Genomic DNA, 18,550 nt, shown 5'->3' with positions numbered 1-18,550 from the left:
CCTAAGCTTGAGAATATTTAATGCGTTGCTCGATGATGCCGCCACCTAGACATACGTCATCTTTATAAAACACTGCTGATTGACCAGGCGTCACTGCAATTTGTGGTTCATCAAAGATCACTTTAATGTTTTCATCATCGATCGGGATGATTGTACAAGGAATATCTTCCTGACGGTAACGAGTTTTCACTGTGCACTTCATAACATCGCGAATTGGCTCACGATCTACCCAGTGAAGTTGTGACGCAAGTAGACCTTCTGATTTTAGCATCGGGTGGTCTTTACCTTGGACTGCGATTAGCACGTTACGCTCTAGGTCTTTTTCACCAACAAACCACGGCTCTTCATTACCACCGCCGCCTTTACGGCCACCGATGTGTAGACCTTTACGCTGACCTAGTGTGTGGTACATCAAACCTTGGTGTTGACCGATCACTTCGCCTTCTGGCGTTTCGATATTACCAGGCTGAGCAGGAAGGTAACGACCTAGAAAGTCGGTAAATTTACGCTCACCGATGAAACAAATACCTGTCGAGTCTTTCTTCTTCGCTGTTACTAAACCTTGCTCTTCCGCAATACGGCGTACTTCAGGTTTCTCTAAATCACCAACAGGGAAGAGGCTACGGCCAATTTGTTCGTGGCTTAGTGTATATAGAAAGTAGCTCTGGTCTTTGTTGCCATCTAGGCCACGCAACATCGCTGGTTTCTCACCGTTATCCGGGAAAGAGCGACGTACGTAGTGACCCATTGCAATGTAGTCAGCATCAAGCACTTCATCAGCGAATTCTAGGAATGCTTTGAACTTGATTTCTTTGTTACAAAGAATGTCAGGGTTCGGTGTACGACCCGCTTTGTATTCAGCAAGGAAGTACTCAAATACGTTATCCCAGTATTCGGCAGCAAAGTTGATGGTGTGTAGATGAATGCCTAGCTTGTCACATACTGCCTGAGCATCAGCAAGATCTTCTGCTGCTGTACAATATTCTTCGTTGTCATCTTCTTCCCAGTTCTTCATGAACAGGCCTTCTACTTGGTAGCCTTGTTGCTTGAGAAGATACGCAGAAACAGATGAATCAACGCCGCCGGACATACCGACGATGACTTTCTTTTGGCTGTTATCAGACATTACTAAACACCACTTAAATAAACGGGATGCAGATTCTATCAGAATCCACAGACCGGTGACAGATCCGAGATCGAAATCACAATTCGTTTCGCTGCATTTTTCTTCAACAGAAATTCGAACGGGCAATTTCGCAAGTATAGAAGAGGTATATATGGCATAGTTGGCAAAAATCCAAGAGGAAAGTCCAAATGACCGAAGAAAACCAGTTTATGCAAGAAGCCGAGTTGATTGAAATTGTTGAAAACCAACTTGAGGACGGCAATCCATTAAAAGTTAAAGAGACGCTAATGCGCTTAATGATGACAGGGACACCTAGAGAAGAAGCGGTTGCAATGATGGCATGTGCCATGTCGATTGAAATTTTCGATGTGATGAAAAATGAAGGTGAGTTCAACCTAAAGCGTTACTGCGAGCACCTTGAGCAACTGCCAGATCTAAGTTTTATGGAAGGTGAATAAGGAGTCTAGAAGAAAAAAGTGGCTAGCAAACGTTTGCTATAATTGCTTTTATTGCCGCTTTATTATTAGCGGTATAGAATCCGTTCTCCTTTTCATCCCCTTACTCAGACTGACAATATGAAATTTCCTGGACAACGCAAATCGAAGCACTATTTTCCTGTTCATGCTCGTGACCCGCTGGTGAGCCAAGCACAAGAAAGCAAGAAGATGACGCGCACTCACATCATTGGTATTGACCAAACTTTGGTTGATATTGAAGCTAAAGTTACAACGGATGTGATTGAAAAGTACGGTCTGAGTAAAGGTCACTCTTTGGTTATTGATGACGAAAGAGCAGAAGAGTTGTACCAGCAACTTAAAGAAGAGAACTTAATTACCAATGAGTATGCGGGTGGCACAATTGGTAACACGCTACACAACTACTCTGTGCTAGCAGATGATCGCTCTACGCTGCTTGGAGTGATGAGCCAGGATATCAAAATTGGCAGCTATGGCTACCGTTACCTTTGTAATACATCAAGCCGCATGGACTTGAACTACCTACAAGGTGTTGATGGCGCTATCGGTCGTTGTTTCGCTCTTATTACAGAAGATGGTGAACGTACTTTTGCGATCAGTGAAGGGCAAATGAACCAACTGCATCCTGATAGCATTCCAGAAAAAATCTTTAAAAATGCATCGGCGCTTGTACTAACGTCATATTTAGTACGTTGTAAAGAAGGCGACCCAATGCCTGAAGCAACAATGAAAGCGATTGAGTACGCGAAAAAGAATGATGTACCTGTTGTTCTGACTCTTGGGACGAAGTTCGTTATTCAAGATGACCCGAAATATTGGCAAGAATTCATTCGAGATAACGTTTCAGTCGTTGCGATGAATGAAGATGAAGCAGAAGCTCTGACGGGTGAGTCAGACCCACTTGCTGCATCTGATAAAACACTGGAGTGGGCAGATCTAGTATTGTGCACCGCGGGGCCTGTAGGCCTATTTATGGCGGGTTATACGGAAGATAGCGCGAAGCGCGAAACTTCTTTGCCATTACTTCCGGGGTCAATCGCTGAATTTAATCGCTATGAATTTAGTCGTCCGGCGAAAAAAGATACATGTGAAACACCAATAAAAGTGTACTCACATATCTCGCCATATATGGGTGGTCCAGAAAAAATCAAGAATACCAATGGTGCAGGTGATGCTGCGTTATCTGCTGTTCTTCATGATATGGCGGCAAACAAATACCATAAAGAAAATGTGCCTAATTCAAGCAAGCACAGTAACGAATATTTAACTTACTCTTCTTTTTCTCAAGTATGTAAATACGCAAACCGTGCGAGCTACGAAGTTCTCGTGCAACATTCTCCACGTTTGTCACGTGGGCTTCCTGAGCGAGAAGATAGCCTAGAAGAAGCATACTGGGAACGTTAATACACAGTAGTTTAATTAACCATTCTATAACTAAAGTAAAAGGCGCATTAAAAAATGCGCCTTTTTTATTTGGATCATTACAAATAAAAAAGGCTCCCAATAGGAGCCTTTTAAAAAATAGCGCGAATTTAGATCAGGAAATCATCCAGAGATTTACCTGCATCAAGTTGCTCTTGAATTGCAGAAGGTGTACGACCTTGGCCTGTCCAAGTCTTCTCATTACCGTTTGAGTCTGTGTATTTGTATTTAGCTGGACGAGGTGCACGCTTCGCTTTGCCTTTAGTCTTAGTTTCGCCAGATAGCGCAGTAATAAGCGCTTCTACGTCAATACCATCTTGAGCAATTTTCTCTGCGATCTCTGCTAGCTTAGCTTCTTGCTCAGCTTGTGCTGCACGTTCTGCTTCTTCTGCTTCACGACGCTCTTCTACGACAGTAGTTAGTTTATCTAGAGCTTCTTCCAATTGTTCTAGAGTCAGCTCACGAGAAAATGCACGAAGGCTACGGATATTTAGAAGGGTTTTAGTCAGCTCTGACATAACGATTCCTATTAAAAGGTTAATGTGTTGGGCACTTTTTATCGTTACGATTAAATAATGCCAATCTATAAATAAACAAAGAGTCCTTATATTTAACTTTATCTTTTCCTTATGTGCAAATACTAAATCAAGATTTTGTTTAAATTTAGCTATTTTTTTAAAGCAATAAATATTATTACACTCGAAATAAATCTTATTAGATGAGAATTGAAATCAACACTCGTTATTGTATAGAGATAGAGCCAGCTTGGTTTTTATAAAAAAAGTTGAGTTATTACTTAAAAATATGAAGCGTCCATCTTTGATGGAGTGTCATATATCCTTAATTTATTGATACAAGATAAACCATGATATTTTTAAGGTAGTAATAATGTTTCATAAATAACAAAATTGATGTGATTTCAGTTGCACAAAACTAACTTGAAGTAGACAAGGTTTATAAATTATCTCAGTCATTATTTATTTGTTTAATTTAGTTTGATGTGTTGCATTGACTCTCATCATAAGTACAATGGCTGCTACCTGATGCAATATTGCAGACAATTTGTTGTTAATTTGTACAGTTAGTGGTTAATTGTTTGTTGTTGCCGTAGAGGCGCGGTCTCGAAGAGTAGCTATTATTGGGGTGATGCCAATGAATAATAGTGGAAGGCGAAGATTGCCGAAGTAAGTAACTCATCAAAGTTACTTGCTGGGGTTGTATCTGAAAGGAACAACACTGCCATAGTATATATTCACATTAAACTATGGAGCGCTACTGTAGGGTTGGGTGGAGTGTTCGCTTCCCTGTCGCTAAGTTCAACATGAGCACGTATCGTATGCTACGTGACTTGTCTGCAGTAGATCTCTAGCCAAACTTTGGTTTTTGAAGATCATGAATTTAATAGATTTTTCTAGTTCTCCTGTTTCATTATTGCCACCTATTGTCGCTTTGACTTTGGCGATTCTGACTCGACGTGTATTAGTTTCCTTAGGTGTAGGTATCGTGCTGGGTGCGGTTCTACTTAATAGCTGGTCTATCGGTGATACCGTTAGTTACGTGAGTTCTCAAGTTTCTTCTGTCTTTATTGAAGATGGCGGAATTAACACTTGGAACATGAGCATTGTTGGTTTCCTAATCTTATTAGGTATGACAACTGCATTATTAACGCTATCTGGTGGTACTCGTGCATTTGCCGAATGGGCACAATCTCGAGTGAAGAGTAAACGCGGCTCCAAACTTCTTGCTGCCTTTTTAGGCGTATTCATTTTTGTCGACGATTACTTTAACAGTCTTGCTGTTGGTGCCATTTCTCGTCCAGTAACCGATCGTTTTTATGTGTCTCGCGCGAAGCTTGCATACATTCTAGACTCAACTGCTGCACCAATGTGTGTGATCATGCCTGCTTCTAGCTGGGGTGCTTACATTATTACGATTATCGGCGGTATCTTAGTCTCACATGGGATCACTGAGTATTCGGCTCTTGGCGCGTACGTTCGTCTTATTCCAATGAACTTCTACGCAGTTTTTGCACTGCTTATGGTGTTTGCTGTGGCGTGGTTTGGCCTCGATATCGGTAAGATGCGTGAGCATGAAATCTCTGCATCTCAAGGCCGCGGCTTTGATAAAGACAAAGAAAACGACTCGCAAGAAGCGCATGATCTAAACGAAGAGCTAGATATCCGTGAAAGCGAAAAGGGTAAAGTGTCAGACTTGGTACTTCCTATCGTGACGCTGATTATTGCGACTATCGCTTCTATGCTTTACACGGGTGGCCAAGCATTGGCTGCTGACGGCAAAGAGTTTGCGCTTCTAGGTGCGTTTGAAAATACAGATGTAGGCACATCACTAATCTACGGTAGCTTGCTTGGCTTAGCTGTCGCATTATTTACTGTTGTGAAGCAAGGTCTTCCAATGGGTGAAATTGCACGCACACTATGGATTGGTGCTAAGTCTATGTTTGGCGCGATTCTAATCCTAGTATTTGCCTGGACTATCGGTTCGGTTATCGGTGATATGAAGACGGGTTCTTACCTTTCTACAATGGCTCAGGGCAATATCAATCCACATTGGCTACCGGTTATCCTATTCTTGTTGTCTGGTCTAATGGCATTTTCAACAGGTACTTCTTGGGGTACGTTCGGCATTATGCTTCCAATCGCGGGTGATATGGCTGGTGCAACCGATCTTGCGCTAATGCTCCCAATGCTAAGTGCAGTTTTAGCCGGTGCCGTTTTTGGTGACCATTGTTCACCTATCTCCGATACCACTATTCTGTCGTCGACTGGTGCACGTTGTAATCATATTGATCATGTATCGACCCAGTTGCCTTATGCATTGTCCGTGGCGCTAGTTTCCTGTGTTGGCTTCATTACTTTGGGGATGACTGCGTCAATTGCATTCTCATTCATCGCTGCATCAATCACATTTATTATTGTATGTGGAGCACTTTCTTGGTTGTCGAAGTCTAAAATGGCATCGTGCCAAAATGTCTAGTACAGCTCAGTATTTTTAATAAAGAGGAAGCTCCGCTAAATTTAGCGGAGCTTTTTTTTAACGCGATTTAGGTGAGGGGGGCAATCGCGTTTTTGGGGATAATCGTTTCGTGTTAAAAGCGAGCTATTTGTGTTCTGAGCACTCCTTTCTGTGCTGTGATAGAAAATCTATCAACCGACTTCTTCTTAGCTCTAAGCAAAGACTATGCCTAGTTTAAGTTGTTGATTTTAAAGGCGGTAATATCAAGAGGTTTATGATGAGGGGCTAAGTAAATGATATATGATGAGTTGTCTGTTACACAGTGTCACGTTACACCTGTACAGCAACTAAACATTTAAGTTGTATTTCTTTATTAGACGATAAAGCGTTGTTCTTGAAATACCAAGATGACGTGCAGCCGCACTCATATTGTGCTTATTTTCTTCGATAGCTTGCAGTAGGTAGTCGAGATCAATTTGGTCCACTGAAGGGAGTAATTGCCTTTCATTATTATCAAGGCCCAAGTCAGCGACGAGAAGCGTGTGATCTTCACACATGACAATCGCTCGTTGAATTACATTTCGCAGTTCTCTTACGTTACCTGGCCAACGATGCTTGAGGAGCTTGGCTTTCACTTTATCCGACATTTTTTGTACCTGACCATGAGACAAATCTGTTAAGAAGTGTTCTGATAACATAAGGATATCTTTCCCACGCTTTCTCAGTGGAGGAATAGTTAATGGCAAGATATTAAGCCGATAGAATAAATCTTCACGGAATCCACCTTGTACAACCTCATTTTTCAAATCCACGTGGCTCGCAGCAATGACTCTACAGTCGACGTCAATGAATTTATCAGCGCCGACTTTATGGATTTGCTTACTCTCTAAAAAGTGCAGAAGGTGGATTTGTAGATCCGGCGGCATATCACCAATCTCATCTAGGAATAGGGTACCTTTATGCGCTTTTTGAATAAAACCGATACGATCTGAAATCGCTCCTGTAAATGCTCCTTTTTCGTGACCGAAAAGTTCGGACGCAATAAGACCACTTGGAATTGCGCCGCAGTTAACTTCAACAAAAGGTGCCGAGTGTCTGTTCGACAACTGATGAATAAGACGAGCACAGAGACCTTTGCCCACCCCTGTTTCACCCTGAATGAGTACTTCAGCATCACATTGAGCGTACTTTTGGATTGCCGTACGAAGTTCTTGGATACATGCACTATTGCCGATTAATGGGTATAGTGTTGTATCGCTGAAATCCACAGCTTGTTTGTTACTACCGTTACGCAGTTTCATGGTTAATCACTATTTTTTGCCCCACTAAAATAATAGTTTTGAATGAGTCGTCTCAAACGTGAGTGGATGTCTCTTTATTGAGAATGATGTCAATTACTAAGGGCGTTGAGATCTAAATAGTTGTTTTGATGAAAATTCATACTATTCTTCTTTTTCTTTAAGAATAGGGTTGAATAGAAACCTAATTTCTACCCAAGATACTCAACTGAAATTAAATTTAAATCCTTTAAAATCAAGGTTTTATAAAAAACAGCCAGAAAATGTTAAATTCAGTATTGAAAAATATAGAATCCTTGGTTAGTGTGGTTACTAACGAAGCAACTCAATAGAGCCTTAAATAAGTATGCGTAATTTTGTAATGAACATTCATCACCATCATCACCCAATCTAGTCTTTCGGGCGATGTACGCATACCCGGGAGGCAGGAAACTCCCGGAGGTGAAATCAAAGTAAAAGCAGATTTTAAACCCTCGGGAGACTCCAATCTCTCGAGGGTTTTTTAGTTTTATTAATTCAAAAATTACTTAGATATCAAAATCTTGCACAGGGAAAAAGCAATGCAAACACAACGCTTAAGAATCGCAATTCAGAAAAAAGGTCGCCTTAGCAAAGAGAGCCAAGCTCTGCTAAAACAGTGCGGCGTAAAATTTAATGTAATGGGTGAGCGTTTAGTGGTTCACTCGGAGAACATGCCAATTGATTTGCTTTTGGTTCGTGACGATGACATCCCTGGTCTGATTATGGATGGTGTTGTTGACTTAGGTTTCATTGGTGAAAATGAATTGGAAGAAGTTCGTCTAGATCGTAAAGCTCTGGGTGAACCATGTGAGTTTGTACAACTTCGTCGACTTGACTTTGGCGGTTGTCGTTTGTCTATCGCTATCGACAAGGATGAAGAGTACAACGGTCCACAAGACTTAGCTGGTAAGCGTATTGCCACAACTTACCCTCAACTCCTAAAAGCTTACATGGATGAAGCAGGCGTTCCATTCTCCACATGTATGCTAACTGGCTCTGTAGAAGTTGCACCTCGCGCAGGTCTAGCTGACGCTATTGCTGATTTGGTATCGACTGGCGCAACGTTAGAAGCGAATGGCTTAAAAGAAGCGGAAGTGATCTTTAAATCTAAAGCGACGCTGATTCAACGTATCGGTGAGTTTGATGCAGACAAAACAGCACTGATTGAAAAACTACTGACTCGCATGCAAGGCGTACAACAAGCGAAAGAGTCTAAGTACATCATGCTTCACGCGCCAGCTGAAAAGCTCGATCAAATCAAAGCACTACTTCCTGGTGCTGAGGATCCTACGGTTCTTCCTCTTTCTGCAGATAAGCAGAAAATGGCTGTTCACTTAGTGAGTTCTGAAAACCTGTTCTGGGAAACCATGGAACAGCTAAAAGAGTTAGGTGCTAGCTCAATCCTAGTGCTACCAATTGAAAAAATGATGGAGTAAACATCATGAGAACAGTCGTTTGGCAATCTTTAAGTGAAGAGCAGCAAGATTCGATCTTAGAACGTCCTGCTATTGCAGAAGGTGCAAATATCACTGCAGCAGTGTCTGAGGTTATCGCTAAAGTTAGAAATGAAGGCGACTCTGCTCTCAACGAGCTGACAGAAAAGTTTGATCGCGTTAAACCTGAGTCCATTCGTGTTTCTTCTCAGGAAATTAAAGCCGCTTCAGAGCGCTTGTCTGAATCAATGAAAAACGCATTAGAGCAAGCTTATGCCAATATTTCTAAATTCCACAAAGCGCAAAAGCCACAGCCAATTAAAGTCGAAACTCAACCGGGTGTGCTTTGTGAACAGGTAACACGTCCAATTCAAAAAGTGGGTTTGTACATTCCTGGTGGTAGCGCGCCATTGCCATCGACGGTTTTGATGCTGGGCGTGCCTGCGAAAATTGCTGGCTGTCGTAAAGTTGTGCTTTGCTCTCCGCCTCCAATCGCTGACGAGATCCTTTACGTAGCAAAATTGTGTGGCATTGATGAAGTGTACAACGTCGGTGGTGGTCAAGCTGTTGCTGCAATGGCATATGGTACAGAGACCGTATCAAAAGTTGATAAGATTTTTGGCCCGGGTAACGCTTACGTGACGGAAGCAAAGCGTCAGGTGAGCAATGATTTCCGTGGCGCAGCGATTGATATGCCAGCGGGTCCTTCGGAAGTTCTTGTGATTGCGGATGAAACAGCGGACCCAGATTTTATTGCGGCGGACCTTCTAAGTCAGGCAGAGCATGGACCTGACTCTCAAGTTGTACTTGTGACGCCATCAGCCATTATTGCAGATCAGGTGACAGATGCCGTTCGTCGTCAATTGAAAGAGTTGTCTCGTTCAGAGATTGCAGAAAAAGCGCTCGCATCGAGTTTAATCATTATTGCTGAATCGATCACCCAAGCGATCTCTATTTCTAATTATTATGGCCCTGAACACTTAATTGTTCAGACTAAGAACCCACGCGAGCTTCTGCCTCTATTAGACAACGCAGGTTCGATCTTCCTTGGTGATTGGTCGCCTGAATCTGCAGGTGATTACGCATCGGGCACTAACCACGTTCTTCCTACTTATGGTTACACACGGACATATTCAAGCTTAGGTTTGGCTGATTTTTCTAAACGAATGACGGTTCAAGAGCTTTCAGCTGACGGTCTTAAAAATCTTGCGCCAACGGTTGTCACCATGGCTGAAGCAGAAGGTCTGGACGCCCACAAACGTGCTGTTACTATCCGTGTAGAAAAATTAGCAAGTAAGTAAGAATAAGAGAGTAAAGAGATGGAAAAGCTAGCGCGTAAACAAGTCCAACAACTAACACCTTATCTTTCGGCTCGCCGAATTGGTGGAACAGGTGACGTATGGCTGAACGCCAACGAATCGCCATTCAACAATGAATACAAAACAGACTTTGCTCGTCTTAATCGTTACAGCGAATGCCAGCCGAAAGAACTGATTTCTGCTTACGCCGCGTATGCTGGAGTGAAGCCAGAACAAACGCTGACTTCTCGCGGTGCAGATGAAGGTATTGAGTTATTGATTCGTGCTTTCTGTGAACCGGGTGAAGACGCGATTTTATACTGCCCACCGACTTACGGTATGTACGCCATCAGTGCAGAAACCATCGGTGTAGAGCGCAAAACGGTGCCGCTAACGTCAGATTGGCAACTAGACCTTGCAGGCATCGAAGCGAATCTAGATAACGTGAAACTGGTTTTCGTATGCTCGCCAAACAACCCAACGGGTAACTTAGTTAAGCGTGACGATATTGTCTCTCTGCTTGAGATGACAAAAGACCGCGCAATCGTGGTCATGGACGAAGCGTACATTGATTTTTGTCCAGAAGCGTCAACAGTAGATTTACTGGCAGAATATCCAAATCTAGCGATTCTGCGTACTCTGTCGAAAGCTTTCGCGCTTGCAGGTCTGCGTTGTGGATTTACGCTTGCGAACGAAGAGCTGATTAATGTACTTCTTAAAGTTATCGCACCTTACCCAGTCCCAGTTCCAGTGGCAGAAATTGCTACTCAAGCGCTCTCAGAAGCAGGATTAGCGCGAGCGAAGTTCCAAGTTCTCGATTTGAACGCGAACCGAGCTTACTTACAAGTTGGTTTGTCGATGATTCCAGGATTGCAAGTTTTCGAAGGGTGGGGCAATTACCTATTGGTTAAATTCCCAGATGGTGATGCGCTGTTTAAAGCGGCGTGGGATACCGGAATCATTCTACGTAACTCACCAATTGAGAACTGCGTGCGTATCAGTGTTGGTAACCGCGACGAGTGTGAAAAGACACTGGGTTTCATTAGAAACTACTATTCATAAATAGAATTCTCAACGTTCTCGGTTTATGCCGAGAACGAAACAAGATTAGTAATAAGGAAGTTCGAGTGAGCAAGCAACAAAAAATCCTATTTATCGACCGAGATGGCACGCTGATTGTTGAGCCACCGATTGATTTCCAAGTTGACCGCTTGGATAAGTTAAAACTAGAGCCATTTGTTATCCCAAGCCTGTTGTCGTTGCAGGATGCTGGATACCGTCTAGTGATGGTCACTAACCAAGATGGTTTGGGTACTGACAGCTACCCACAAGCTGATTTTGATGCACCGCACAACATGATGATGGAGATCTTCGAGTCTCAAGGTGTGAAGTTCGATGACGTGTTGATTTGTCCTCACTTTGAAGAAGATAACTGCTCTTGCCGTAAGCCTAAGCTAGGCATGGTGAAAGAGTACCTTCAAGGTGGCAAAGTTGATTTCCAAAACTCTGTCGTGATTGGCGATCGTCAAACCGATCTTCAACTTGCAGAAAACATGGCAATTCGTGGCATTCAATACAACCCAGAAACCATGGGTTGGAAACAGATCCTAAAAGATCTGACGGTGAAGGCGCGCGTAGCTGAAGTGGTTCGCACCACGAAAGAAACGGACATCAAAGTTGCGGTTAATCTTGATGAGCAAGGCGGCAATGACATCTCAACAGGTCTTGGTTTCTTTGACCACATGTTGGATCAAATTGCGACGCACGGTGGATTCCAGATGGTGTGCAAAGTAGAAGGTGATCTACACATTGATGATCACCACACGGTCGAAGATACCGCTCTTGCGTTGGGTCAAGCATTGAAAGAAGCACTGGGTGACAAACGTGGTATTGGTCGCTTTGGCTTTAGCCTGCCAATGGATGAGTGCTTGGCACAATGTGCACTAGATCTATCTGGTCGTCCTTACCTTAAGTTCGACGCGCAGTTTAGTCGTGAGCAAGTGGGGGACCTTTCAACAGAGATGGTGGTTCACTTCTTCCGTTCTTTAACTGACACACTAGCGTGTACACTGCACCTTTCTTCTGCGGGCAACAATGATCACCACATCATTGAGAGCCTATTTAAAGCGTTTGGTCGTACTCTGCGCCAAGCAATCAAAGTAGAAGGCACTGAGCTACCGAGTAGTAAAGGCGTACTTTAAGGCTAACGTTAGCAAGGAGAAAAACAGTGACAGAACAGAAAGTTGTCATTATCGATACTGGCTGTGCCAACGTTTCTTCGGTGAAGTTTGCCATTGAACGCCTAGGCTATGACGTAACGATTTCAAAAGATCCACAAGTTGTATTGGCGGCTGACAAGCTCTTTCTACCGGGCGTGGGAACTGCCAGTGAAGCGATGAAGAACCTAGAAGAGCGCGATCTTATCAGCTTGGTGAAACAGGTAGAGAAGCCGCTACTAGGTATCTGTTTAGGCATGCAATTGTTGGGCAAAGTGTCTCAAGAAAAAGGCCAGAAAGCAGACGAGTTAGTTGAGTGTCTTGGACTTTGTGATGGCGAAGTGAAGCTGCTTCAAACCGGCGATTTGCCACTGCCGCACATGGGGTGGAATACCGTTTCTGCAAAAGCAGGCAATCCGTTATTCAAAGGTATTGAAGAGGGTGAGTACTTCTATTTTGTGCACAGCTTTGCGATGCCAGTTGGAGACTACACCATTGCCGAATGTGATTACGGAAATCCATTCACTGCTGCGGTTCAAAGCGGTAACTATTATGGTGTGCAATTCCACCCAGAGCGTTCTTCAAAAGCGGGCGCGAAGCTTATTCAAAACTTCTTAGAATTATAAAAGGGATTTAGTGTGATTATTCCAGCTCTTGATTTAATTGAAGGACAGGTGGTTCGCCTTTATCAAGGTGATTACGGCCAAGTAACCGAATATAAAGTTGACCCAGCAGAGCAGTTTAACTTGTACCACCAAGCGGGCGCTAACTGGCTGCATTTGGTGGATTTAACAGGTGCGAAAGACACAACAGCGCGCCAACTTGATTTGATTGCAAAGCTACTCGCAAGCACGCCAGCGAACATCCAAATCGGTGGTGGTGTGCGTACAGAGCAAGACGTGATTGATCTGTTAGAAGCCGGTGCTCAACGTGTTGTGGTTGGTTCTACAGCAGTAAAACAACCAGAGCTTGTAAAAGGTTGGATGGAAAAATACGGCGCAGAGAAAATCGTTCTCGCGCTAGACATTAACATCGACCAAGACGGCACACGTAAAGTGGCGATCTCTGGTTGGCAAGAAGATTCAGGCGTGACCATCGAATCGCTTATCAACGATTACTTAACGGTAGGTCTACAGCACGTGCTTTGTACGGACATTTCTCGTGACGGTACGCTAGAAGGCTCAAACGTTGAGCTTTACGTCGACTTATGTAAACAGTACCCACAAGTGCAGTTCCAATCTTCAGGCGGCATTGGCTCATTAGCGGATATCGAAGCACTAAAAGGCAGCGGTGTTGCTGGTGTGATTGTTGGTCGCGCATTGTTAGATGGTAAGTTCACAGCAGAGGAGGCGTTTGCATGCTGGCAAAGCGAATAATTCCATGTCTTGATGTTCGTGATGGACAAGTGGTGAAGGGCGTCCAGTTCCGCAACCACGAAATCATTGGTGACATCGTTCCTCTGGCGCAGCGTTATGCTGAAGAAGGCGCTGACGAGCTTGTGTTCTACGATATTACCGCTTCAAGTGATGGGCGTGTCGTTGATAAAAGTTGGGTCGCTCGCGTTGCTGAAGTGATTGATATTCCTTTCTGTGTGGCTGGTGGTATTAAATCAGCAGAAGACGCAGCGCGCATTCTTGAGTTTGGTGCAGATAAGGTGTCTATCAACTCACCTGCATTGGCGAACCCGCAACTGATTACTGACCTTGCTGATAAGTTTGGTGTGCAATGTATCGTCGTTGGTATCGATTCATACTACGACAAAGAGACAGGTAAGTATCAGGTTTACCAGTTTACTGGTGATGAAGAACGCACCAAAGCGACCCAATGGGAAACCCGTGATTGGGTGCAAGAAGTACAAAAACGCGGCGCCGGTGAAATCGTACTTAACATGATGAACCAAGATGGTGTGCGTAATGGCTACGACATCGAACAACTGAATATGGTGCGCGAAGTATGTAATGTACCGCTGATTGCATCGGGTGGCGCGGGTGCTATGGAGCACTTCGCTGAAGCCTACCAAAAAGCCAATGTGGATGGAGCGCTTGCTGCATCGGTATTCCACAAACAAGTCATCAACATTGGTGAACTAAAGCAGTATTTGAAACAACAAGGCATTGAGGTACGACTATGAGTGTAAAAACCGCCGAAGTAAGTTCGCTAGCTGAGCGAATCAACTGGGAAAAGGTGGATGGTCTGGTACCTGCCATAGTACAAGATTTCCAATCAAGCCAAGTGCTGATGATGGGTTACATGAACCAAGATGCGTTGGCAAAAACGGGCGAAACAGGTCAAGTGACGTTTTTCTCTCGTACCAAGCAGCGTCTTTGGACGAAAGGTGAAACCTCTGGCAACGTATTGCAACTAGTGAACATGCAGCTCGATTGCGACAACGATACGCTACTGGTTAAGGTGAATCCCATTGGTCCTACGTGCCACTTGGGTAATACAACTTGCTGGGATGTGGACCCTCAAGAGGAGTCACAAATGGTGTGGCTTCATCAACTTGAGCAGCTACTGGCTGCCCGCAAGAGTGCCGACCCAGATTCCTCTTATACTGCCAGTCTTTATGCCCGTGGCACCAAGCGTATTTCGCAAAAAGTTGGCGAAGAAGGCGTTGAAGTCGCGCTTGCGGCGACGTCGGGCGATAAGGCGGAGTTAGTGTGTGAATCAGCAGACTTGATTTACCACTTAATGGTATTGCTTCAAGACCAAGGCTTATCGATGAATGACGTAGTGAACAAGTTGAAAGAGCGTCATAAATAAGCCTGTCATAGATAAATGAAAGCCTCTATTTCCGTGAGTCTAGGGGCTTTTTTTTAATGTAATATTGTTGATTCGGTGGGGAAATCTGAAAGCAGAGCCTACGGTGATTATATTCTGAATCACGCTTGTTCTTCGTTGTTGAGAATGACGATATATTTTCTAACGGTATTTGAAGTCGCGTTATCTATTTCAAACGAAAGTACATATTCAAGTTATTCCGACGAGCTTAGGTGAGATCAGGAATCTCATTAAAGCGAGCTCAATAAGCTAAGCGTGGATGCCTTTACCCACAACACTTCTTAAACTTCTTACCGCTTCCGCAGATACATGGATCGTTACGACCTAGCTTTAGGCTACTAACTGGCTGGCTTAATCGTGGATCCTGTTCTGGTTCTTCTTCTGGCTCTTCTTCAGGAAATGTGCCGTCAATGTAGTACCAAAGCCCATTTTCTTTTACGAAGCGAGAACGCTCTGTCATACAGTAGCGTTTGCCGTCTTCATCAAAATAAGCGCTAAACTCGACAAAGCCTTCATTGTCATTACTGCCAGCTTCTGTTTTTAATATTTCAAGTTTGCACCAATCACTGTCGATAGATTGGGCAATGCCTTCTCGTTGTTCTTCTGCATTACAGCTTGGGTGGTAGGTGTTCACAACGTAATCTACTAGACCTAACACATGCGCACTGTAACGAGAGCGCATTAACTGCTCCGGAGTGGTAACGTCAGCATGGTTATTGTGGGAAATTTCACAACACTGTTGGTAGGTGCGGTTAGAGCCGCAAGGACAAGAAGAAGCCATAAAATGAAATCTCGATTAATTAAGCGGTAAAAACAAACAACCCTCACAATTGCGAGGCTGGAGGTGAGGCATTATAGCGATTTAGGGCGTTTGAGACAGCAGTTCTTGAGCCCACTCGGTAGATTGATTAAAAGCGTCTGCTAATTGAGGCTCGGTTAATTTAAGAACGGTGCAATACCGCTCAGCTAATTCCCAGTCTGCTTGTTCGTAGGCGATCGTCATTGAAAGTAAGTGGCCAAGTACGCCTTTTCGACTGGTTAATGCGAGTTTTATATCTTCGTCAACGGGGATATCTTCAATGACATCCGAGAGCGGTTGATCGAGCAAAGATCCGAGTAAAGAAAACATGCCTGTCAAAAAAGCCTGCCCAGGGTCATACCTAGTGTTCATTTGACTAAGTAACAGTTCACACATTCTTGCACGCTGAATCGCCAAGGAGTAAAGAGAATCTGGTTTATCTTCTTGAACGGACGCAATGGCAACTAAGGAAATAAAGCGTCGTAGTCGCTCTTCACCCAGATAAATAAGCGCTTGTCTGAACGACTTAATCTTAGTCGTTAATGTATATCCTGAATTTACGTAAGTAAGCAGCTTGTATGACAGCGTCACATCAATCGAAAACAGACGTTCAACCTCATTGAAGTCGATGGGCTTATCTGCAATCTCTTTACACAGCTGGATGACTGTCAGAAATGCGGGGTTCAACCGTTTTTTCTGGATCATCTCAGGCTTGCTGAAAAAATATCCTTGAAAATAGTTAAAGCCGGCTTCTAAAGCTTGCTCAAATTCTTCATAGGTCTCAACTTTTTCAGCAAGAAAGTCGATTTTAAATGGGCTTAATGCCTGAATAAAAATAGCGGCTTTCTTGATCGGTACGAGTCGAATGTCAAACTTGATCATGGAAACGTATGGAAGAAAACGTTTCCAAGCCTTCGTCGGCACAAAATCATCTAAAGCAATTTTGTATCCGCACTCATGAAGGTGCTTGATGGCTTCTAGCAGCTCTTCTGTCGGTTCACAATCTTCAAGGACTTCAATGACGAGAGACTCTTTGGGAAACAGAGTTGGGACTAGATTCACCAAGCTTTGATGCGGAAAGTTAACAAAGCCAAGTTTGTTCCCTAATGTGTTGTAATGCGTCGACAAAAAATGATCGGATAGCAGTCGACTAGTAGCCAGCTCTGGTTCTACTTCAGGGAAGGTATTTTTAGGACCGTCTCGAAAGAGAAGTTCGTAACCTATGGTTCGTTTTTCTCTATCCAGAATCGGTTGGCGAGCTACGTAAGAATACTTCAATTAGGTACTTCGTTCTGTTTAACTTAGTATTATGATAATAGCGATTTTTTACAAAATATCTACGACTTGAGCGTGAATCTTCTACACGCTCTACATGCTTAACGCAAATTCTGTATGAATGGTCTCGTTTGTAGGTCAAAGCCATCAGAATTTACTTGTAAAACTGAGCCTTGCGTATACCAATCCCCTAAAACTATCCGGGTCTTTTTAACGCCATCGACGTCAAAAAAATGTGTATTCGGGCGATGAGTGTGACCATGAATCATTAAGTTGACGCAATTCTGAGACATCACTTTCTCGACTTCATTTTGATTGACGTCCATGATGTCTAAAGGCTTGCTCATTTTATCATCACGAATATCGGATTGAACTTTTGAGACAATTTTCTTCTTAATAAACCAAGGAATGTGATTAAACAGCCATTGCAACCAAGGTTGATGAACAGTCTTACGGAATTTTTGATAATCAATGTCGTCAGTACACAGGGTGTCACCGTGGAGAATAACTGCTTTAGTACCATAAAGGTCTATGAGGCTAACTTCATCCAATAATGTAATGCCTGTCTCTTTACAGAAGCGTTTTCCCAATAGGAAGTCGCGATTGCCCTGAATGAAATAAACAGGAACGCCAGTCTTTGTTAGTTGCTGGAACTCTGTACGGATTTGATTGGCAAAAGGAGTTTTGTCATCGTCTCCAACCCAAAACTCGAACAGATCGCCTAATACATAAAGTGCATCGGCTTTCGTTGCTTCTGTTCGCATGAACGTCACAAAACATTCCGTAATATCCGGACGCGATGGGGTGAGGTGAAGATCGGAAATAAATAATGTTGTCATAGAAATAAGGGGAAGCGATGCCTCCCCATTAACTTATCTCTTAGAAATAATTCTTACGAATTATTCTTCAATTGTTGTACCAGTGATTACTACGTCCTCTAGAGGTACGTCTTGGTGCATGCCGTAAGAACCAGTGCTAACGCCTTTGATCTTATTTACGATGTCCATGCCTTCTACAACTTCACCGAATACACAGTAACCCCAACCATCTAGGCTTTCGCTACGGAAATCTAGGAATGTGTTGTTGTTTACGTTGATAAAGAACTGAGAGCTTGCTGAATGCGGCTCCATAGTACGCGCCATAGCAAGTGTACCCACTTTGTTACTTAGGCCGTTGTTTGCTTCGTTCTTGATAGGTGCACGTGATGCTTTTTCACGTAGACCAGGTTCCATGCCACCACCTTGGATCATGAAACCGTCAATAACACGGTGGAAAAGAGTGTTGTCGTAAAAGCCATCGCGGCAGTACTGAAGGAAGTTTGCGCTAGTCTCTGGCGCTTTCTCTTCGTTTAGTTGAATCTTGATGTCACCAAAATTAGTGTGAAGGGTGATCATGCTACTTTCCTTTACTGTGTTGTGTTGAGCCCGAGATT

Annotated in this window: 18 protein-coding genes, 1 riboswitch and 1 other annotated feature; of the genes, 11 read left to right on the top strand and 7 right to left on the bottom strand. The window is 43.5% G+C overall.

Going from position 1 to position 18,550, the window contains the following annotated elements; translation table 11 throughout:
* Position 1: 1 nt before the first annotated feature.
* Positions 2-1,126: a tRNA 2-thiouridine(34) synthase MnmA gene (mnmA, locus tag F7Y48_RS01970; protein ID WP_005390857.1), complete on the bottom strand. Its 1,125-nt coding sequence runs from the start codon at positions 1,124-1,126 to the stop codon at positions 2-4.
* A gap of 188 nt (positions 1,127-1,314) precedes the next feature.
* Here mnmA and F7Y48_RS01965 point away from each other — a divergent pair, with 188 nt between their 5' ends.
* Together F7Y48_RS01965 and F7Y48_RS01960 are read left to right on the top strand one after the other, a co-directional pair.
* A complete protein-coding gene (locus tag F7Y48_RS01965; RefSeq protein WP_005390859.1) occupies positions 1,315-1,584 on the top strand; it encodes a hypothetical protein in 270 nt (89 codons plus the stop codon).
* A gap of 117 nt (positions 1,585-1,701) precedes the next feature.
* Positions 1,702-3,006 (top strand): inosine/guanosine kinase, encoded by a 1,305-nt coding sequence (locus F7Y48_RS01960; RefSeq protein ID WP_005390861.1) that lies wholly within the window; start codon positions 1,702-1,704, stop codon positions 3,004-3,006.
* Between the two features lie 128 nt (positions 3,007-3,134).
* Here F7Y48_RS01960 and F7Y48_RS01955 read toward each other — a convergent pair whose 3' ends face one another.
* Entirely contained in the window at positions 3,135-3,542 is a 408-nt protein-coding gene (locus tag F7Y48_RS01955) for an H-NS family nucleoid-associated regulatory protein (protein ID WP_005390863.1), read from the bottom strand.
* A gap of 582 nt (positions 3,543-4,124) precedes the next feature.
* Positions 4,125-4,307: riboswitch (Lysine riboswitch) on the top strand.
* Between the two features lie 109 nt (positions 4,308-4,416).
* Here F7Y48_RS01955 and tet(35) point away from each other — a divergent pair.
* Complete coding sequence (tet(35), locus tag F7Y48_RS01950; RefSeq protein ID WP_005390865.1) at positions 4,417-6,018, top strand: tetracycline efflux Na+/H+ antiporter family transporter Tet(35); 1,602 nt, start codon at positions 4,417-4,419, stop codon at positions 6,016-6,018.
* Positions 6,019-6,344: 326 nt separating this feature from the next.
* Here tet(35) and F7Y48_RS01945 read toward each other — a convergent pair whose 3' ends face one another.
* On the bottom strand, positions 6,345-7,298 hold the full coding sequence (locus F7Y48_RS01945) for a sigma-54 interaction domain-containing protein (protein WP_005390867.1): 954 nt from the start codon (positions 7,296-7,298) through the stop codon (positions 6,345-6,347).
* A gap of 366 nt (positions 7,299-7,664) precedes the next feature.
* Positions 7,665-7,802 (top strand) — a sequence feature (His leader region).
* A gap of 53 nt (positions 7,803-7,855) precedes the next feature.
* Here F7Y48_RS01945 and hisG point away from each other — a divergent pair.
* The 8 genes from hisG (at position 7,856) to hisIE (ending at position 15,026) form a co-directional block, all read left to right on the top strand.
* Positions 7,856-8,752: an ATP phosphoribosyltransferase gene (hisG, locus tag F7Y48_RS01940; RefSeq protein ID WP_005390869.1), complete on the top strand. Its 897-nt coding sequence runs from the start codon at positions 7,856-7,858 to the stop codon at positions 8,750-8,752.
* A 5-nt stretch (positions 8,753-8,757) separates the two neighbouring features.
* Entirely contained in the window at positions 8,758-10,050 is a 1,293-nt protein-coding gene (gene hisD, locus F7Y48_RS01935; RefSeq protein WP_005390871.1) for a histidinol dehydrogenase, read from the top strand.
* Positions 10,051-10,068: 18 nt separating this feature from the next.
* A complete protein-coding gene (gene hisC, locus F7Y48_RS01930) occupies positions 10,069-11,109 on the top strand; it encodes a histidinol-phosphate transaminase (RefSeq protein ID WP_316680057.1) in 1,041 nt (346 codons plus the stop codon).
* A gap of 65 nt (positions 11,110-11,174) precedes the next feature.
* Positions 11,175-12,248, top strand: coding sequence for a bifunctional histidinol-phosphatase/imidazoleglycerol-phosphate dehydratase HisB (hisB, locus tag F7Y48_RS01925; RefSeq protein ID WP_170966379.1), 1,074 nt, complete (start codon positions 11,175-11,177; stop codon positions 12,246-12,248).
* Positions 12,249-12,274: 26 nt separating this feature from the next.
* Positions 12,275-12,889, top strand: a complete 615-nt coding sequence (hisH, locus tag F7Y48_RS01920) for an imidazole glycerol phosphate synthase subunit HisH (RefSeq protein WP_047008596.1) — start codon at positions 12,275-12,277, stop codon at positions 12,887-12,889.
* 12 nt (positions 12,890-12,901) lie between these two features.
* Positions 12,902-13,639 carry a 1-(5-phosphoribosyl)-5-[(5-phosphoribosylamino)methylideneamino]imidazole-4-carboxamide isomerase gene (gene hisA / locus F7Y48_RS01915; protein ID WP_256949819.1) on the top strand — a complete coding sequence of 246 codons (738 nt, stop codon included), beginning with the start codon at positions 12,902-12,904 and terminating at the stop codon, positions 13,637-13,639.
* Positions 13,621-14,394, top strand: a complete 774-nt coding sequence (gene hisF / locus F7Y48_RS01910; RefSeq protein WP_004749837.1) for an imidazole glycerol phosphate synthase subunit HisF — start codon at positions 13,621-13,623, stop codon at positions 14,392-14,394. Before hisA ends, hisF begins: the two co-directional genes overlap by 19 nt.
* The gene (gene hisIE, locus F7Y48_RS01905; protein WP_005390893.1) at positions 14,391-15,026 is read left to right on the top strand and encodes a bifunctional phosphoribosyl-AMP cyclohydrolase/phosphoribosyl-ATP diphosphatase HisIE; all 636 of its coding nucleotides are present in this window, start codon (positions 14,391-14,393) and stop codon (positions 15,024-15,026) included. The genes hisF and hisIE overlap by 4 nt, the downstream gene beginning before the upstream one ends.
* A 283-nt stretch (positions 15,027-15,309) precedes the next feature.
* Here hisIE and F7Y48_RS01900 read toward each other — a convergent pair whose 3' ends face one another.
* The 4 genes from F7Y48_RS01900 to F7Y48_RS01885 form a co-directional block, all read right to left on the bottom strand.
* Positions 15,310-15,825: a YchJ family protein gene (locus F7Y48_RS01900; RefSeq protein WP_316680038.1), complete on the bottom strand. Its 516-nt coding sequence runs from the start codon at positions 15,823-15,825 to the stop codon at positions 15,310-15,312.
* A gap of 81 nt (positions 15,826-15,906) precedes the next feature.
* Positions 15,907-17,121 (bottom strand): EAL and HDOD domain-containing protein, encoded by a 1,215-nt coding sequence (locus F7Y48_RS01895; protein WP_005378158.1) that lies wholly within the window; start codon positions 17,119-17,121, stop codon positions 15,907-15,909.
* Between the two features lie 98 nt (positions 17,122-17,219).
* The gene (gene lpxH / locus F7Y48_RS01890; RefSeq protein WP_006743038.1) at positions 17,220-17,957 is read right to left on the bottom strand and encodes a UDP-2,3-diacylglucosamine diphosphatase; all 738 of its coding nucleotides are present in this window, start codon (positions 17,955-17,957) and stop codon (positions 17,220-17,222) included.
* 60 nt (positions 17,958-18,017) lie between these two features.
* Positions 18,018-18,512 (bottom strand): peptidylprolyl isomerase, encoded by a 495-nt coding sequence (locus F7Y48_RS01885; RefSeq protein WP_005390900.1) that lies wholly within the window; start codon positions 18,510-18,512, stop codon positions 18,018-18,020.
* Positions 18,513-18,550 lie beyond the last annotated feature (38 nt).

The organism is Vibrio sp. 2-1-2a, from assembly GCF_032648565.1.
Lineage (GTDB): Bacteria > Pseudomonadota > Gammaproteobacteria > Enterobacterales > Vibrionaceae > Vibrio > Vibrio diabolicus.
This window is presented reverse-complemented; position numbering and strand designations above follow the sequence as displayed.

Excerpts from the sequence above, each read along its gene's own strand:
- mnmA (WP_005390857.1), bottom strand. The coding sequence starts at position 1,126 with ATGTCTGATAACAGCCAAAAGAAAGTCATCGTCGGTATGTCCGGCGGC.
- F7Y48_RS01965 (WP_005390859.1), top strand. The coding sequence starts at position 1,315 with ATGACCGAAGAAAACCAGTTTATGCAAGAAGCCGAGTTGATTGAAATT.
- F7Y48_RS01960 (WP_005390861.1), top strand. The coding sequence starts at position 1,702 with ATGAAATTTCCTGGACAACGCAAATCGAAGCACTATTTTCCTGTTCAT.
- F7Y48_RS01955 (WP_005390863.1), bottom strand. The coding sequence starts at position 3,542 with ATGTCAGAGCTGACTAAAACCCTTCTAAATATCCGTAGCCTTCGTGCA.
- F7Y48_RS01945 (WP_005390867.1), bottom strand. The coding sequence starts at position 7,298 with ATGAAACTGCGTAACGGTAGTAACAAACAAGCTGTGGATTTCAGCGAT.
- hisG (WP_005390869.1), top strand. The coding sequence starts at position 7,856 with ATGCAAACACAACGCTTAAGAATCGCAATTCAGAAAAAAGGTCGCCTT.
- hisD (WP_005390871.1), top strand. The coding sequence starts at position 8,758 with ATGAGAACAGTCGTTTGGCAATCTTTAAGTGAAGAGCAGCAAGATTCG.
- hisC (WP_316680057.1), top strand. The coding sequence starts at position 10,069 with ATGGAAAAGCTAGCGCGTAAACAAGTCCAACAACTAACACCTTATCTT.
- hisF (WP_004749837.1), top strand. The coding sequence starts at position 13,621 with ATGCTGGCAAAGCGAATAATTCCATGTCTTGATGTTCGTGATGGACAA.
- hisIE (WP_005390893.1), top strand. The coding sequence starts at position 14,391 with ATGAGTGTAAAAACCGCCGAAGTAAGTTCGCTAGCTGAGCGAATCAAC.
- F7Y48_RS01900 (WP_316680038.1), bottom strand. The coding sequence starts at position 15,825 with ATGGCTTCTTCTTGTCCTTGCGGCTCTAACCGCACCTACCAACAGTGT.
- lpxH (WP_006743038.1), bottom strand. The coding sequence starts at position 17,957 with ATGACAACATTATTTATTTCCGATCTTCACCTCACCCCATCGCGTCCG.
- F7Y48_RS01885 (WP_005390900.1), bottom strand. The coding sequence starts at position 18,512 with ATGATCACCCTTCACACTAATTTTGGTGACATCAAGATTCAACTAAAC.